We start from the raw sequence: 15819 nt of genomic DNA, 5'->3' as shown, positions 1-15819 counted from the left end.
GTCGATACTTGCTCCTGCGTCGCATCGTATCGACCGCTGGGACGCGAGACGCCGCGAACCGTCGGTCGTCTGGCTCCCTCCTGGCGGGGGTGGGTGGGGTGGGGATGTTGCGGGTTTGGGTGAGGCGGCGGAGTGTGGATGTTAAATTCTCCAGTAGGGAGAATTATATTTCCACCTGTAAGGGAGCTTTGATGTCAACGCAGGAACGGGCGGTGGCGGTTGCGCGGCGGCTGCTGATAGATGGGCAACTTGTCGAGACCGGGCGTACCCTCGCGTCGCTGGATCCGGCGACCGGTGAGGTGTATGGATATGCGCCCGAGGCGGGGGTTGCCGAAGTCGATGCCGCGGTGGCCGCGGCTCGGCGGGCGTTCGATACCACCGACTGGGCGACCGACGCGAAATTTCGTGCGCACTGTTTGAATCAGCTTTACCAGGCGTTGCGTGACAACGTCGAGGACTTGCGCGAGCTGACCATGTCCGAGGTCGGCGCGACCCGTGCGCTCACTCATGGCAATCAGCTCGAGAGCCCGTTCGAGATCGTGCGCTACTACGCGGGTCTGATCGAGGGCTACGAGTGGTCCGAGGACCTCGGGGCGGTCGAGGTGCGTGGGCAGCAGCACCGCCGGTGGGTCGAGAAGGAGGCCGCGGGTGTCGTCGCCGCGATTTCCGCCTACAACTATCCGCATCAGCTCGCGCTCGCGAAGCTGGCGCCCTCGCTCGCGGCGGGCTGCACCGTCGTGCTCAAGGGTGCGCCGGACACCCCGCTGGCCACGCTCGCGATCGGGGAGATCATCGCGAATCACACCGACATCCCCGCGGGCGTCGTCAATGTGCTGACTTCCTCCGATATCGAGGTCGGCAAGCGGATGACCACCCATCCCGATGTCGATGTCGTCACCTTCACCGGGTCGACCCCGGTCGGGCGCCAGATCATGGCCGCCGCCAGCGCGACGTTGAAGAAGGTCTTCCTCGAACTCGGCGGCAAATCCGCCATGGTGTTGCTCGACGACGCCGACTACAACCAGGCCGCCACCTTCGCCGCGTTCAGCGTGGCCACGCACGCGGGCCAGGGGTGCGCGCTCACCACCCGGATACTTGTGCCGCGACAGGACCACGACAAGGTCGCCCAGCTCATCGCCGCCAACCTCGGGCACGTCCGCCACGGCGACCCGCGCGACCCCAAGACCTACATGGGCCCGCTGATCAGCGAGCGCCAGCGCGAGAAGGTCGACGGCATGGTGCAGCGCGCGGTGCAGGCGGGGGCGACCCTGGTCACCGGCGGTGCGAAGCTCGACCCCGGCTTCTTCTACGCGCCGACCCTGTTGGCGAATGTCGACCCCGACAGCGAGATCGCCCAGGAGGAGGTGTTCGGGCCGGTGCTCGCGCTGATCCCCTACACCGACGACGACGATGCCGTCCGCATCGCCAACAACTCCATCTACGGCCTGTCCGGCGGCGTGTTCGGCGCCGACGCCGAGCGCGCCAAAGCGGTCGCGCGCCGCATCCGCACCGGCACCATGAGCATCAACGGCGGCAACTACTTCCACCCGGACGTGCCGTTCGGCGGATACAAGCAGTCCGGCATCGGACGCGAGATGGGCCGCGCCGGGCTCGAGGAATTCCTGGAGCTGAAGACCCTGGCGGAGGTTGTCCAGTGAGCAAGCCTTTGGAAGGTATTCGCGTTCTCGAAGTCGCGATGTACGGGTTCGTCCCTTCGGCGGGCGCGGTGCTCTCCGACTGGGGCGCCGAGGTCGTCAAGGTCGAACACGCGGTCACCGGCGACCCGCAGCGCGGCCTGCGCCGGGTCGGCCCGTTCGTGGTCGAGGGCGACCCGAATCCCAATGTGGAGCACGCCAATCGCGGCAAGCGCAGCATCGGCGTCGACATGTCGGTGCCGGAGGGGCGCGAGGTCATCCACGAACTGGCCAAGCGCGCCGACGTGTTCCTGACCAGTTTCCTGCCGCAGGCGCGCACCAAGTTCGGCATCGACCTCGACGACATCCGCGCGGTCAACCCGTCGATCATCTACGCACGCGGCAGCGCGCTCGGCCCGCGCGGAGTGGAGTCCACCCGCGGCGGCTACGACATGACCGCGTTCTGGTGCCGCGCCGGCATCGCCGCCACCATCACCCCGCCCGGCGTCGAAGGCATGATCCAGCCGCCGGGTCCGGCCTTCGGCGACACCATCTCCGGCACCAACCTGGCGGGCGGCATCGCGGCGGCGCTGCTCAAACGTGAGCGCACCGGCGAGCCGTCGGTGGTCGACGTCTCGCTGCTCGGCAGCGGAGTGTGGGCCTTCGGCCACACCGTCGCGCTCTCGGCCCAGCAGAAACAGCGGCTGGTCGCGCCCGCGCCCGGCGCGCACGGCGCCCCGACGAATCCGCTGTCGGGTCTGTACGCCACCGCCGACGACCGGTACCTGTCGTTCGTGATGCTGCAACCCGCCAAGTTCTGGGCCGACGTGTGCCGCCACATCGACCGCCCCGAACTGGCCGACGACCCGCGCTTCGCCGACGCCGCCTCGATCGCGGCCAACACCGAGGACGCCGTGCAGATCCTGCGCGAGGTCATCAAGGGGCGCACCCTGGCGGAGTGGACCGAGCGCTTCGGTACGCTGGCCGGTCCATGGGCGCCGGTGCAGGATTCGCTCCAGGTCGGCGACGACCCGCAGATCCGGGCCAACGAATACCTGCTGCGGGCGGGTGAGTTGGAACTGGCGTCGAGTCCCGTGCAGTTCGACGTCACCGCGCCGGAACTGCGTCCGGGACCGGAGTTCGCGGCCGACACCGAACAGGTCCTGCTCGAACTCGGTCTCGACTGGGATCGCATCATCGAGTTGAAGACCGCGGGCGCGGTCTCGTAGTTACGGGAAAGGGGCCGATCGGTGCCGTATGTCACGTCCCTCGGGACGTACCTGCCCTGTTGGGGCGACAGACGAAGCCGGGTGACCGGCGACGACGAGGACGCGGTGACACTCGCCGTCGAAGCGGGCCGCGCCGCGGTCGCCGACGGCGAACCGGTGGAACGCGTGGTCGTCGTCAGCCGGGATCTGCCGCTGATGGAGAGCAGCAACGCGGCGGTCCTGCTCGCCGGTCTCGGTCTCGATCCCGAACTCGAGGTGATAGAGCGCCTCGGCGGCGCGCCCGCGACGCTGGACGCGCTGAGTTCGGCGCGGCCGCGCACGCTGGTGATCGGCGTCGACGTGGAGCCGGCCGGCGCGGTCGCCGCGCTGGTGTCCGAGCGCGCGGGCATGCAGGTACGCACCGCGGCGCGGGTGGCGCGCAGCCTTCCGGTGCGCACCCGCAACGCGGTCGGCGCGGTGCACGACTACGGCGATCCGCGCCTGCTGCACGAACGCGGCCTGATGGCCTCGCTGTCGGCGGCCTGGCTCGACACCCCGGTGTCGGTGGCGGGCGTCGACCACAAGCAGGCCGTCGCGCTGTGTCTGGCCCCGCCGCCGCAGCTGCCGACCACCGGGGCGAGTTCGAGCCTGTTCGCGCTCGCCGCCATGGCCGAATGGGAGAGCGCGGGCCTGCTCGTCGGCGTCGAACAGGCCAACCTGTCCGGTGTCACGGTGGTGGCGGGCCCGGTGACCGTGCGCCGCGTCGAACCGCCGTCGCGCGCGCTGCCCGAGGGCGAGGTGCTTGCGGGCACCGATCCGCCGATCTCGCTGGCCGCCTACGAGCGCGCCTTCGAGGCCAAGGTCCGCTGGGAGGCGGGCCGCCACGGCGAGGACGGCGACCTGGATTTCCCGCCGCGCTATCGCATCGCGGGCGACGGCTCGCTGAGCACCGACTACGTCCTGGTCCCGCTGCCGCGCACCGGCGTGGTCTACGCCGAGACCACCGTGCGCATCCCGGTGCCGGGCCAGCGGAGCCCGTATTCGGTGGTGATCGTCGAACTCGACGAGGTCGGGGTGCGCGCGCTGGCCAAGGTGACCGGCGCCGATCCCGGCACCGTCGGCATCGGCGACCGGGGCCGGATGGTGCTGCGCCGGGTGGCGATGCGATCCGGCGTGCCCGACTACGGGTACGCGTTCGAGCCCGAACCGGAGGCGGTATGAGAAGAGTGGCCATCGTCGGCGCGGGCATGACCGCCTTCGCCGAACATTTCGCGCTCGGCATCAAGGATCTGCTGCCGATGGCCTTCGCCGAATGCGCGGCCTCGGTGGACAAGGGCATCCGCACCTCGGATCTGGGCGCCGCCTGGTTCGGGGCGCTGGGGGCTACCGACGGATTCCCCGCGGGCGTGCTCGCCGACGCCCTCGGCCTGCACGGGCTCCCGGTGACCCACATCGAGAATTCTTGCGCCACCGGCAACGACGCGGTGCGCAACGCGCTGTTCGCGCTGTCCAGCGGCGCCGTCGACGTGGCCCTGGTGATCGGAGCCGACAAGTTGCGCGAGAACGCGCAGAAGGATCTGCTCGGCACCTGGGAGCCCGTCGCCGGCGACCGCGCATGGGATCATCAACTCGGCCTGTTCCCGCACGCGGGCTTCGCGCTGCACGTCAACCGCTACCTCTACGAGTCGCCCGCGACCAGGGAGCACATGGCGATGATCGCGGTGAAGAACCACCGCAACGGCGCGGCCAACCCGAAGGCGCGGCTGCGTTTCGAGATCACCGTCGATCAGGCGCTGTCGGCGCCGATCGTGGCCGATCCGTTCGGCGTCTACGACTGCGTGCCGCAGAGCGACGGCGCGGCGGCGCTGATCCTGGTCGCCGAGGACGTGGTCGACCGCTACACCGATCGCCCGGTCTGGGTGCGCGGGGTCGGCCTCGGCCTCGACACGGTGATGCACCAGCACAAGCGGGATATGACCACCTTCCCGGCCACGGTGCGCGCCGCGCGCGCCGCGTTCGCGATGGCGGGTCTCGCCCCGGCCGACGTCGATGTCGCCGAGGTGCACGACTACTTCACCGGCATCGAGTTGATGAGCTACGAGGACCTCGGTTTCGCCGAGCGTTTCGAGGCGCACAAACTGGTGGAGGCGGGCGTCACCGCGCTGGGCGGCGCGCTGCCGGTCAATCCGAGCGGCGGGCTGAAGGCCAAGGGGCATCCGCCGGGCGCGACGGGCGTCGCGCAGTGCGTCGAGCTGTTCGAGCAGTTGCGCGGCGACGCGGTGAACCAGGTCGACGGCGCGCGCATCGGCTTGGCGCACAACCTCGGCGGCCCGACCGCCGTCGCCGCGGTGACCATTCTCGAAGGTCCCGCCTAGATTCGAATACCGAAGAGCCCCGGTCGGTTGATCCGACCGGGGCTCCGTGGTTCGGGCGGTGCTGAACCGCCCCGCGACGCGTCCGCTCAGCTCGCCTTGCTCGCGTACGCCTCGGCGTATTCCTTGCGCGACCGGGTCGAGATGTCGACATCGGTGGCGGTGGCGCGCAGCGCGCCGACGGTGGCCTGTTCACGCGGGATGTGCGCGAACGGATCCCAGTTGAAGTGACGGCAGGCGTTCTCCCAGGTGATCTTGTGGATGTCGCCGTCGTCGGCGCCCGCGGCCTGCAACTCGTTGAGCACGAACTCCGGCGCGTTGGGCCAGATGGAGTCCGAGTGCGGGTAGTCGCATTCCCAGGCGATGTTGTCGATGCCGATGTCGTGGCGGAACTTCAGCGCCGTCGGATCGGTCACGTAGCAGGCCAACACATGCTCGCGGAACACCTCGCTGGGCAGTTTGCCGCCGAAGTCGCGGCGCAGCCAGCGCTGGTTGGTGTAGTGCCGGTCGGAGCGGTCGAGGAAGAACGGGATCCAGCCGACGCCGCCCTCGGACAGCGCCACCTTCAGCTTCGGGAACGTGCGGAACGCCGGACCCCACAGCAGATCCTGCGCCGCGATGAGCGAAATGCTCGGCGCGAGCACCATCAAGTTGTCGATGGGGGCGTCCGGGGCCAGCTTCAGCACGCCGAAACCCTGTCCGATGTGCAGGTTCATCACCGTGTCGTGGTCCGAGAGCGCCTGGAACACCGGCGCCCAGTGGTCGATGTCGTGGTAGCTGGGCAGGCCGTCGATGTGCGGGAGTTCGGGCATGGTCACCGAGTGGCAGCCGCGCTCGGCGAGGCGTTCGATCTCGGCCACGATGAGCGCGGGGTCCCACATGGGCAGGATGCCGATCGGGATGAAGCGGCCGGGGTAGGCGCCCGCCCAGTTGTCGATGTGCCAGTCGTTGTAGGCCGAGATCATGGCGACGGTGATCTCGTCCTGGCCGCCGCGGCTGAGGTGACCCGCGCTGAATCCGGTGAAGGTGGGGAAGCACATGGAGGCGAGGACGCCGTTGGCGTCCATGTCGCGCACGCGCTGGTGCACGTCGTAGACGGCGGGCCGCATTTCGGCGTAACCGGCGGGGTCGTATCCCCATTCCTCGGGAGGCCAGGTGACCACGGCGTTGAGTCCGGTGACGCCGGTCGGACGGTCACGGTAGATCCACTGGTCGATGCCGTTCTCGTTGGCCACGACCTTGGGCGTGTATTCGGCGTATTTCTGCGGAACGTGGCCTTTGAACATGTCGAGCGGTTCGACCACATGGTCGTCGATGCTCACCAGGATCAGATCGTCGGCGTTCACGTGACTCCTCGGCTGTTCGCGGGGCTGCGGGTTGGCGTGCGCTCCATCGGGTTCGCGGTGCGGATCGCGGCGAGACGTACCTTCTTGAATGAAGAGAATGCCACTCTCCTATGGTGACAAGATACACCCCGGCAACCCGTTCGGTCGACATCCAGGCACCCCTCGGTCCGGATACGGACCGGTGCATTGTGTGTCAGTGCAGGAGGTCTTTCTGGACCTTCCCGGTCGCGTTGAGCGGCAACGCGTCCAGGAACCGCACCGAACGCGGGATCTTGAAGCCTGCCATGCGATCACGGCTCCACTCGATGAGCTCGGCCTCGGTGACCGGCGTGCGGGTGACCACGAACGCCCGACCCACCTGGCCGAGCCGTTCGTCGGGGACCCCGATCACCGCGGCCTGCACCACGGCCGGATGCTCCAGCAGGAAGCCCTCGATCTCGGCCGGATAGGCGTTGAAGCCGCCGACGATGAACATGTCCTTCTTGCGTCCGACGATGCGCAGGTGGCCGCTGTCGTCGATGCTGCCGAGGTCGCCGGTGTGCAGCCAGCCCTCGGCGTCGATCGCCTCGGCGGTCGCGGCCGGATCGTCCAGGTAACCCTGCATGACGCTGTAGCCGCGCACCAGCACCTCGCCGTCGTCGGCCACCGCGATCTCGACCCCGTCGCAGGGTTTGCCGACCGTGGTCGCGATCTGTTCGGCGGTGTCGCCAGAACGGGACGCGGTGGCGGTCCCGGCCTCGGTGAGCCCGTAGCCGGTCATGATCGAGGTGAACGGCAACTCCTCGCGGATGCGCCGGATCAGTTCCACCGGGATGTCGGCGGCGCCGGTCACCGCCGCGCGCAGCGACGACAGGTCGTGCGTGCCCGCGGCCTCGAGCAGCGAGTGGTAGAGCGTTGGCGGGCCGGGCAGCATGGTGATCCGTTCGCGCGCGACGAGTTCCAGCACCCGGTCGGCGTCGAACACCGGCACCGGCAGGATGGTCGCGCCGCGGATCAGCGAGGAGATCAGCCCGGCCTTGTAGCCGAAGGTGTGGAAGAACGGGTTGACGATCAGATACCGGTCGCCCTCGCGCAGATCGGCCAGATCGCACCATTCCGCGTAGAGCCGCAGCGTCTGGCGGTGATTCATCATCACGCCCTTCGGGCGACCGGTGGTGCCCGAGGTGTAGATGATGTCGGCGATGTCGTCGGCCGCCGATTCGACCTCGAAAGGGTCTGCGTCGGTGAGGAATTCGGACTTCAGGTCGATGACAGGCACGTCGATGCCCGGACCGTGTTCGACGCCGAGGAATCCCTGCTGGACCAGCACCATCTTCGAGCCGCTGCGCCCGATGATGTCGCCCGCTTCCTCGGATTTGAAGCGGGTGTTCACCGGGACGAGCACGCCGCCCGCGGTGACGAGCCCGAACGCGGCCACGATCCATTCGGCCGAATTGGGCGCCCAGACCGCGACCCGGTCGCCCTTGCCGACGCCCGCTCGCGCGAACGCCCCCGCCGCCCGGCGGACCCGGTCGGCGAGGTCGACGAAACTCCACCGCAGGTCGCCGTCGACGACCGCTTCGGCGGAACCGAAGCGGTCGGCGGCGGACAGGACCATCTGCGGGATGGTCTCCCAGGTCATACCTTGAGCAGCCGCGCCAGGTTGCCGCCCATGATCTTCGCCTGGTTCTCCAGCGGCATGTCCTTGATCTCGTGGATGTAGCGCGCGGGCTCGGCCAGACCCTCGGGGTGCGGCCAGTCCGAACCGAACAGCACGTGGTCGACGCCCATGACGTCGGACAGGCGCTGCAGGTCCTCTTCCCAGAACGGGCTCACGTAGAGGCTCTGCTTGATGGCCTCGATCGGGTCGCGGAAGCCGAAGCCCTCCGGCGCCTTCTTGTAGACGTCGGACAGCTGCTGCAGCAGCGGCTCGAGCCAGGCCGAACCGTTCTCGATGACCGCGATCTTCAGGTCGGGGAACCGGTTGAGCGCGCCGTGGCACACCCAGGACGCGACCGCGTCGGTGACCGGACGCCACTGGTTGGTCATCGCGAAGGTGTTGGTCTGGAACGGCAGCATCTCCGCGTCGTTGCCGTCCCACTCGGCGTCGAAGCGCGAGTAGCCGCTGTCGGAGGAGTGCATGGTGACCAGCACGTCCAGCTCGACGACCCGCTTCCAGAACGGATCGAACTCCGGCATCGCGAACGAGCGCATGCCCTTGAAGCCCGGCACCGGCGCCGGGCGGACCAGGATGGCCTTGGCGCCGTGTTCGACGACGGCCCAGTTCAGTTCCGCGATGGCCCGTTCCACGATGGGCAGGGTGATCACCGGGATGGTGAAGATGCGGCCGGAGTGCACGAAGCTGCCGTCCTGGCCCCAGTCGTCGAGCATCCAGCGGTTCAGCGACTCGATGACCGCGTGGATGAGCTCGGGGTGGTGGCGCATGCGCTCTTCGACCAGGCTGGCCAGGGTCGGGAACATGAGCGCGCGTTCGAGCTGGAGATCGTCCATGACCTGGAGGCGGGCCTCCGGGTTGCGGAACGCGTCGATCGCCTTCATCGACTTGCCGAAGATCTCCCGACGGCTCTTGCCCTCGGGGTTGCCGTTCTTGAAGTAGTCCTCCATCGCGCCGGGGCGCGCCACGACATCGAAGGTCGGGTTGGGGATGTACTCGCTGATCTGGCCGAGCACCGCGATCTTGGTGCGGCCGTTGATCTCCACGTACTGGATGGCGCCCGCGTACTGCTTGGGCAGATGCCGGGTGAGCGCCTCCTTGGTCTCGTAGAGGTGGTTGTCGGCGTCGAAGAGCTGGTAAGGCAGCTCGACTTTGCTCATGGAATCCTCCTTATCCGTTTGAGAGAATCTTATTCTCGTCAGGGATGTACCGCAACGCCCTCGCCCCTGGCGTCGGCCAGATCACGTCTGACCACGAACTTCTGGATTTTCCCGCTGGCCGTGCGCGGGAAGTCGGCGACGACGTGTAGTTCCTCCGGCCACTTCTGCTTGGCCATGCCGACGCTCGCGAAATGCGCCCGCAGGTCGTCCAACGTCGGGTCCGCGTGGTCGGGCCGCATCCGCAGCACCGCGGCGGTGCGCTCGCCCAGTCGCGGGTCCGGCACCGCCACCGCGACCGCCTCGGCCACCCCCGCGAGTCCGAGCAGCGCCTCCTCGACCTCGAGCGCGCTGACGTTCTCGCCGCCGCGGATGATGATGTCGGACTTGCGGTCGGTGATGGTCAGGTAGCCGTCCTCGTCCACCACCCCGATATCGCCGGTGTGATACCAGCCATCGGCGTCGAAGACGGTCGCGGTGAGCTCGGAGTCGGTGTACCCGAGGCACAGATCCGGTCCGCGACTGAGGATTTCGCCGTCCTCGGCCAGGCGCATCTCCACTCCCGGCAGCGGATCGCCGTCGGTGTAGAGGCGCTTGGCCGCAGGCGCGGTGTGGTGCGATCCGGTGATCGAGGGATGTTCGGTGCTGCCGTAGGAGCGGTAGACGGTGATGCCGGCCTCGGCCAGCCGGGTCGCCACCGCCACCGGGACCGCCGCGCCGCCGAGTCCGGCGTAGCGCAGGTGCGGCAGGTGCGCCGGGGTGTAGTCGGGATGGTCGAGCAGGCTGGTCACGTGATAGGGCACGCCGCCGCCGACGGTGAGTCCCTCCGACAGCATCAGCCGCAGCACCGTCGCCGGATCCCAGACGTCGATGAGATTGATCGGCATCCGATCCAGTACCGGGATCAAGAACGCGTTGACCATGCCGATGAAATGGCCGACCGGCGCGGCGGTGAGCTGCGAGCCTCGGTCGGTCGGATACATGGCGGCCAGCTGGCGGGTCTCGTAGCCGAGCGTCTCGTGGCTGTGCACGACGCCCTTCGGCGCGCGCGTGGTGCCGGAGGTGAACGCGATCAGGGCGGGCCGTTCCGGATCCACCGGAACCACCCCGGTCATCGGCTCGGGGTCGAGCAGGTCCTCGAAATCCGCGCCGACCACGCCGACGATCGGGATCCGCGCGCGCAGGTCGGCGCAGTTGTCGGGGGCGCCGAGCAGGTCGGTGGTGACGAAGACCTTCGGCTGCACCGTGCCGAGGATGTGGGTGAGTTCCTTACGGCCGTAGAAGTGCACGATCGGCATGACGGTCGCGCCGAGGAGGGCCGAGGCCCAGAAGGTGGTCGCGGCCTCGACCCAGTTCGGCAGGTGGAAGGCGATCACGTCGCCCGCGACGACGCCGCGGCGGCGCAGTCCGGCGGCGAGTCGGCGGGCGCTGTGCTCGACCTCGCCGACGGTGCCCGACCACGGGCGTTTGGCGGAGTGGATGCGAAACGGCGCGTCGGGGGCTGCGGCGAGTCCTTCGGCCAGCATTTCGCCGAGTGTCCGCGAGGTCCACCAGCCCTGTTCCCGATAGTGCCGGACCAGGTCGAGGGGGATCCTGCGCATCGTTGAACTCCCGTTTCTAGCGAACCCGTATAGTGTTCTCTCCACAAGAGAATCACATTTCCTCATGGGAGAACAAGACATGGTCGAGCTTGAGTTGGCCGATGGGCTGGCGGTCGTGACGATCAATCGCCCGCAGGCTCGCAATGCCATCGCGCCGGACACGATGGACCAGCTGGAGAAGGCCATCGACGCCGCCGCCGAGGCCAAGGCGCTGGTCATCACCGGCGCGGGCGACAAGGCGTTCGTCTCCGGCGGCGACCTGAAGCAACTGGCGGCGCTGCGCACCGAGGAGCAGGCGGCCGCGATGGCCTGGCGGATGCGTGGCATCTGCGACCGGCTTGCGGAGTTTCCCGGCCCGGTGATCGCCGCGCTCAACGGGCACGCCCTCGGCGGCGGCGCCGAGGTCGCGGTGGCCGCCGACATCAGGATCGCGGCCGAGGACATCAAGATCGGCTTCAATCAGGTGTCGCTGGCGATCATGCCCGCGTGGGGCGGCGCCGAGCGGCTGGCCCGGCTCGTCGGCCACGGCCGGGCGCTGATGCTCGCCGGTTCGGGGGAGATCCTCGACGCGCCCGCCGCGCTGCGGGTCGGGCTGGTGGACCGGGTGCTGCCGCGCGCCGAATTCGACGCGGGCTGGCGCGGGCTGGCGCGGTCGCTGGCCACGGCGCCCGCGGTCGAGGTCAAGCGGGTCGTATCCGGGGTGACGCCGCAGGAGGCGGTCGACGCCTTCGCGCGGTTGTGGGTCTCCGACGCGCACTGGGCCGCGGCCGACCGGGTGATGAACCGCGCCAAGTGATTTCGGCGAGCAAATATGATCCCCGCACTTTTCGTACCCCGTAGACAATACCCCAACATGTGATGTAGATCACATGCTCAGAAAATGTGAGGTCGCTATCACAGTAACGAGAACGGCCTTACTGTGGGCGGTGGATCTCCCGGTGCGACGGCCCGATGGCCACACGGCAGCCCCCGGCTCATCATCCACCGCACCGGGGCGACCTCGGGCTCGAACGCGTCATCGTGCCCGAGGGCGCTGCCCGCGCCCGGCGGTGGGATCTGCCGCGTTCACCATGTTCGAGAAAGCTGGATGGGAAGACCATGGCAGTACGATCCGTCGATTCGGCCGACCCCGCGAATCGCGACCTCCACTCGGTTGTCCGGTGGCGGGCGCACGCGCGCAAGCACCCGCTGCGCTACCGGCTCGCGATCGTCGCGCCCAGCGCGATCGATGTGATCCAGCACGCGGGTGGTTGGCTGTTCGACCGGAACACCGCGGGTTGGGAGGTGACGGTCCTCGTGGCCGATCACACCGATGTGCGCCCACTGCGGATTCTGGGCGCGACGGTGCTGGACATGGAGCAGTCACTGGCGGGCTCGGCACATCCCACCTGGCCCGATGCCGTCGCGATCGCCTCGGAGACCTACCGGTCCGACAGCCGGGTCCGCGAGGGCGTGCTCGACTGTCTCGACCGCGGGCTGATCGAGGTCGCGGTGTGGGGCGACGGCCTGCCGTCGGAACTGGAGCGGCGCGCGGCCGGACATGCGCGGCACCGGGTCAGCGTCGCGGCGCGCGCCTTCAAGGCATGTGCGCTCTCGGCGGCGGGCAGGCCGGTGGGCGCGGTCGAGCCGATGGAAGTGTTCCGGGTCGGCCAGCGGCCGCCTCGGGTTCACGGGCGCGAGGCCGATCTGGTCCCGACCATCTGAGCTGCGGGCACCACTTACGCGGTATCGGAGTCGGAGGCGGCGGGTGTCCCCTCGATCCGGTCGATCTCCCGTTCGACGAGGTCGAAGATCTCCGAATGGCCGCCTGCCATGCCAAGCTCGCGCTCGAAGACCACGACCCGCGAGATGCTGGTGATCAGCACCGCCATGGCGGCGGCCGGAAAGCGCTCGGTATCGAATCCGTAGGCCTTCAGCAGTGTCTCCAGCGCATTTGTCTGAATCGTCCGGAATTGTTCCGCGTACTCGGCCACCGCCGCCCTGATCTCGGGGCGGTGATTGGAAAGTCCGACGAATTCCATGGTGAACCGGACGGCCGTGGGATCGATGCTGAAATCCCAGAGCGCGCGCAGCGGTCGATCCGTTTTCATCATGTCGGCCTGGAGTATCAGCCCGGCTTCGGCCGCGCGCCGGAAGATTTCCAGCAGCAACTCGTCCATCGAGCGGAAGTAATAGTGCACGAGCTGCGGTTTCAAACCCGCTCGCTCGGCGACCCGACGCGATGTGACCGCGGCCCAACCCTCTTCGAGGAGGAGTTCCTGAGCTGCGTCGACGAGGAGGCCGCGATTCTTGGCGTCCGGTGCTCCGATTCTACGGGGCGATGGCATCCGCAGTCCTCCTTATGCTCGATCGGGGTGATGCTTTCATTTCTTCGGACAATTGTGTGGCCACGGTTGACGGTCCGGACCCGCACATGCTAAGCATGTGCTCAGCATCGATGCTGAGCAGGTGCACGGCATCGGATGTGCGAACGGTACCCCGTGGGTGGTCTCTCGGGGGGAGTGTTGCCTACATTTGTGGCATGTCCACTGGTCAGGAGGGTGGATCAGGGAGAACGGCCGGTCGTGGCGAGCCGGGTTCGACGGCTTGTCCGCAGTGTGTCGTCCACGGGAAAGTTCATGTCCAACGAGTGTGGGGCATGCCGTGGAAAATGTCGACGAATAAGTCTGATTTTAGTAGAAAGAATTCGAAACGACACTCCCGTCCGGGTGGAACGATGCCGCGTCGATCCATGCGGAACAATTGAAACCGTGCACGACCGCACGCTGTGTCGGAGGGTGGTGGGAATTCCCATCGCCCGTTTTCGGCATCCATTCGGACCGGGCCTGATCCGTAAAATCCGCATGCGGAAATCGGTCACGAAGCGCGCTTGTCCGGCTATTGACTCCGCGTGTGATGGCACGCACAATAACTGGGTGCCTCTGCGTCACCGGGTGCACGCTAGAACAGGAATCGCGTGATTGCTTCGAGATAGCCTCCGATCGTGCGGACGGCCGTATCGGCAATCGAAATATCGAATCCGGATGCAATTGCGTTTCATGATGTCCGATGGCGGTGGGGATGCCGCCTGTACGGACCCGAGAGTTTCGAGATCGACGATGACTCACCAAGAATCCGACGTGCGCGCGGACCGCGCCGTCGAGGTCGCGGCCGGGCCGCCGACCGGGTGGGCGACGCGGGAAATCAAGGACTGGTCCCGCGGCTATCTGCGCCGTCATCCGGTCACCGCGCTGGAGACGGTCGGTGGGCAATTCGTCCTCGGCGTCCGCGCTGTGCAGTATCTGATCCTCGACATCGTCACCGGTCGATTCGCCTTCGCGGAGTTCGTGAAGCAGTCGGCGTTCATGGCGAACGCGGCGGTGCTGCCGACGATCTTCGTCTCACTGCCCATCGGTGTGACCTTGTCGATCCAGTTCGGCCTGCTCGCGGGCCAGGTCGGCGCCACGTCACTGGCCGGTGCGGCCAGTGGACTGGCCGTCATCCGGCAGGGCGCGCCCATGGTCGCCGCGCTGTTGATGGCCTCGGCGGTCGGTTCGGCGGTGTGCGCCGACCTCGGGTCGCGCAAGATCCGCGAAGAACTCGACGCCATGGAGGTCATGGGTGTTTCGGTGGTGCGCAGGCTCGTGGTGCCGCGACTGGCGGCCGCGATCCTGGTCGGCGTCTCGCTCACCGGCGTGGTCTGCTTCGTCGGCTTCCTTGCCGGGTACATGTTCAACGTTTTCGTCCAGAACGGCGCACCGGGCAGTTTCGTGGCCACCTTCGCCTCCTTCGCCACCGTCAGCGACCTGATCCTGACCCTGTTCAAAGCCGTCATGTACGGCGCGATCGTGGCCGTGGTCGCCTGCGAGAAGGGGCTGTCCACCAAGGGCGGGCCCGCGGGCGTGGCGAATTCGGTGAACTCGACGGTGGTTTCGTCGATTCTGCTGCTCATGACGGTGAACGTGGTGGTCACCCAGCTGGCGATGATCCTGCTACCGAGACAGGGTCTGTGATGGCGGCGACCTACTACCCTCCCGGCACCTACGCCCTGGTCCGCAGCCTGAACCGGCTGGGGGCCTCGATCATGCGCCTCGGGCACATGGTGTCGTTCCTGATCCGCGCGCTGGCCGCGATCCCGGTGATGCTGCGCCACTACCGCGCCGAATTCCTGCGCGTGCTCTCCGATGTGACCTGGGGCAACGGCTCGATCGTCGTCGGCGGCGGCACCGCGGGGGTGATCATCGTGCTCGGCGCGGCGGGCGGCGCGATCGTCGGCCTCGAGGGCTACAACGCGCTGCACCTGCTCGGCATGGAACCCACCATCGGCCTGATCGCCTCCACCGCGTCCACTCGCGAGCTCGCGCCCATCATGGCCTCGCTGGCCTTCGCCGCGCAGGCGGGGTGTCGGTTCACCGCGCAGTTGGGCGCGATGGGCATCGCCGAGGAGATCGACGCGATGGAATCGATGGCGATCCGGTCGATTCCGTACCTGGTCACCACCCGCTTGCTCGCCTCGGTGCTGGCGATGATCCCGTTGTATCTGGTGTGCCTCGCGGTGAACTACATCGCGGTGCAGGTGGTGGTCAGCGCCTCGGGCGGGCTGTCGACGGGCACCTACCAGCACTATTTCCAGCTGGTGCTCAACGGTCCCGACATCGTGTACTCGCTGATCAAGGCGATCATCTTCGTCGTTCTCACCACGACCATCCAGTGCTACTACGGCTTCTACGCCGCGGGCGGGCCGCAGGGCGTCGGCATCGCCGCCGGACGCGCGATGCGCGCGTCCATCTCGCTGATGATCGTGGTGAATCTCCTGTTGACCATCGCCCTGTGGGGCATCGGCGCCAGCGCCAGATTGGGGGGATGAG

13 protein-coding genes are annotated in these 15819 nt (G+C 67.9%); 8 read left to right on the top strand and 5 right to left on the bottom strand.

Translation table 11 applies throughout. The features are described 5' to 3' along the window. Positions 1-191: 191 nt before the first annotated feature. From IT779_RS19630 to IT779_RS19615, 4 genes are read left to right on the top strand one after another with little or no spacing between them, the layout of a single operon-like run. On the top strand, positions 192-1658 hold the full coding sequence (locus IT779_RS19630; RefSeq protein WP_196150832.1) for an aldehyde dehydrogenase family protein: 1467 nt from the start codon (positions 192-194) through the stop codon (positions 1656-1658). Continuing rightward, a complete protein-coding gene (locus tag IT779_RS19625) occupies positions 1655-2863 on the top strand; it encodes a CaiB/BaiF CoA transferase family protein (RefSeq protein WP_196150785.1) in 1209 nt (402 codons plus the stop codon). Before IT779_RS19630 ends, IT779_RS19625 begins: the two co-directional genes overlap by 4 nt. A 21-nt stretch (positions 2864-2884) precedes the next feature. Next, positions 2885-4063 (top strand): OB-fold domain-containing protein, encoded by a 1179-nt coding sequence (locus tag IT779_RS19620; protein ID WP_196150784.1) that lies wholly within the window; start codon positions 2885-2887, stop codon positions 4061-4063. Then, positions 4060-5217 (top strand): thiolase C-terminal domain-containing protein, encoded by a 1158-nt coding sequence (locus IT779_RS19615; protein ID WP_196150783.1) that lies wholly within the window; start codon positions 4060-4062, stop codon positions 5215-5217. Before IT779_RS19620 ends, IT779_RS19615 begins: the two co-directional genes overlap by 4 nt. Before the next feature lie 86 nt (positions 5218-5303). Here IT779_RS19615 and IT779_RS19610 read toward each other — a convergent pair whose 3' ends face one another. From IT779_RS19610 to IT779_RS19595, 4 genes are all read right to left on the bottom strand, one after another. After that, entirely contained in the window at positions 5304-6560 is a 1257-nt protein-coding gene (locus tag IT779_RS19610; RefSeq protein ID WP_196150782.1) for an amidohydrolase family protein, read from the bottom strand. Between the two features lie 193 nt (positions 6561-6753). Further along, complete coding sequence (locus tag IT779_RS19605; protein WP_196150781.1) at positions 6754-8181, bottom strand: FadD3 family acyl-CoA ligase; 1428 nt, start codon at positions 8179-8181, stop codon at positions 6754-6756. Then, on the bottom strand, positions 8178-9374 hold the full coding sequence (locus tag IT779_RS19600; RefSeq protein ID WP_196150780.1) for an amidohydrolase family protein: 1197 nt from the start codon (positions 9372-9374) through the stop codon (positions 8178-8180). Before IT779_RS19600 ends, IT779_RS19605 begins: the two co-directional genes overlap by 4 nt. Before the next feature lie 38 nt (positions 9375-9412). Continuing rightward, on the bottom strand, positions 9413-10972 hold the full coding sequence (locus tag IT779_RS19595) for an AMP-binding protein (RefSeq protein WP_196150779.1): 1560 nt from the start codon (positions 10970-10972) through the stop codon (positions 9413-9415). A 79-nt stretch (positions 10973-11051) separates the two neighbouring features. Between IT779_RS19595 and IT779_RS19590 the strand changes: the two genes are divergently transcribed. Next, positions 11052-11768 (top strand): enoyl-CoA hydratase/isomerase family protein, encoded by a 717-nt coding sequence (locus tag IT779_RS19590; protein ID WP_196150778.1) that lies wholly within the window; start codon positions 11052-11054, stop codon positions 11766-11768. Between the two features lie 392 nt (positions 11769-12160). Continuing rightward, positions 12161-12676: a hypothetical protein gene (locus tag IT779_RS19585; protein ID WP_196150831.1), complete on the top strand. Its 516-nt coding sequence runs from the start codon at positions 12161-12163 to the stop codon at positions 12674-12676. A 14-nt stretch (positions 12677-12690) separates the two neighbouring features. On the opposite strand, the gene IT779_RS19580 is transcribed toward IT779_RS19585, so the two are convergent. After that, positions 12691-13299, bottom strand: coding sequence for a TetR/AcrR family transcriptional regulator (locus IT779_RS19580; RefSeq protein WP_196150777.1), 609 nt, complete (start codon positions 13297-13299; stop codon positions 12691-12693). 771 nt (positions 13300-14070) lie between these two features. On the opposite strand from IT779_RS19580, the gene IT779_RS19575 reads away from it, so the two are divergent. Continuing rightward, entirely contained in the window at positions 14071-14964 is an 894-nt protein-coding gene (locus IT779_RS19575; RefSeq protein WP_196150776.1) for an MlaE family ABC transporter permease, read from the top strand. Continuing rightward, positions 14964-15818: an ABC transporter permease gene (locus tag IT779_RS19570; RefSeq protein ID WP_196150775.1), complete on the top strand. Its 855-nt coding sequence runs from the start codon at positions 14964-14966 to the stop codon at positions 15816-15818. The genes IT779_RS19575 and IT779_RS19570 overlap by 1 nt, the downstream gene beginning before the upstream one ends. Position 15819: the final 1 nt, after the last annotated feature.

Source organism: Nocardia bovistercoris, from assembly GCF_015674855.1.
GTDB lineage: Bacteria > Actinomycetota > Actinomycetes > Mycobacteriales > Mycobacteriaceae > Nocardia > Nocardia bovistercoris.
This window is presented reverse-complemented; position numbering and strand designations above follow the sequence as displayed.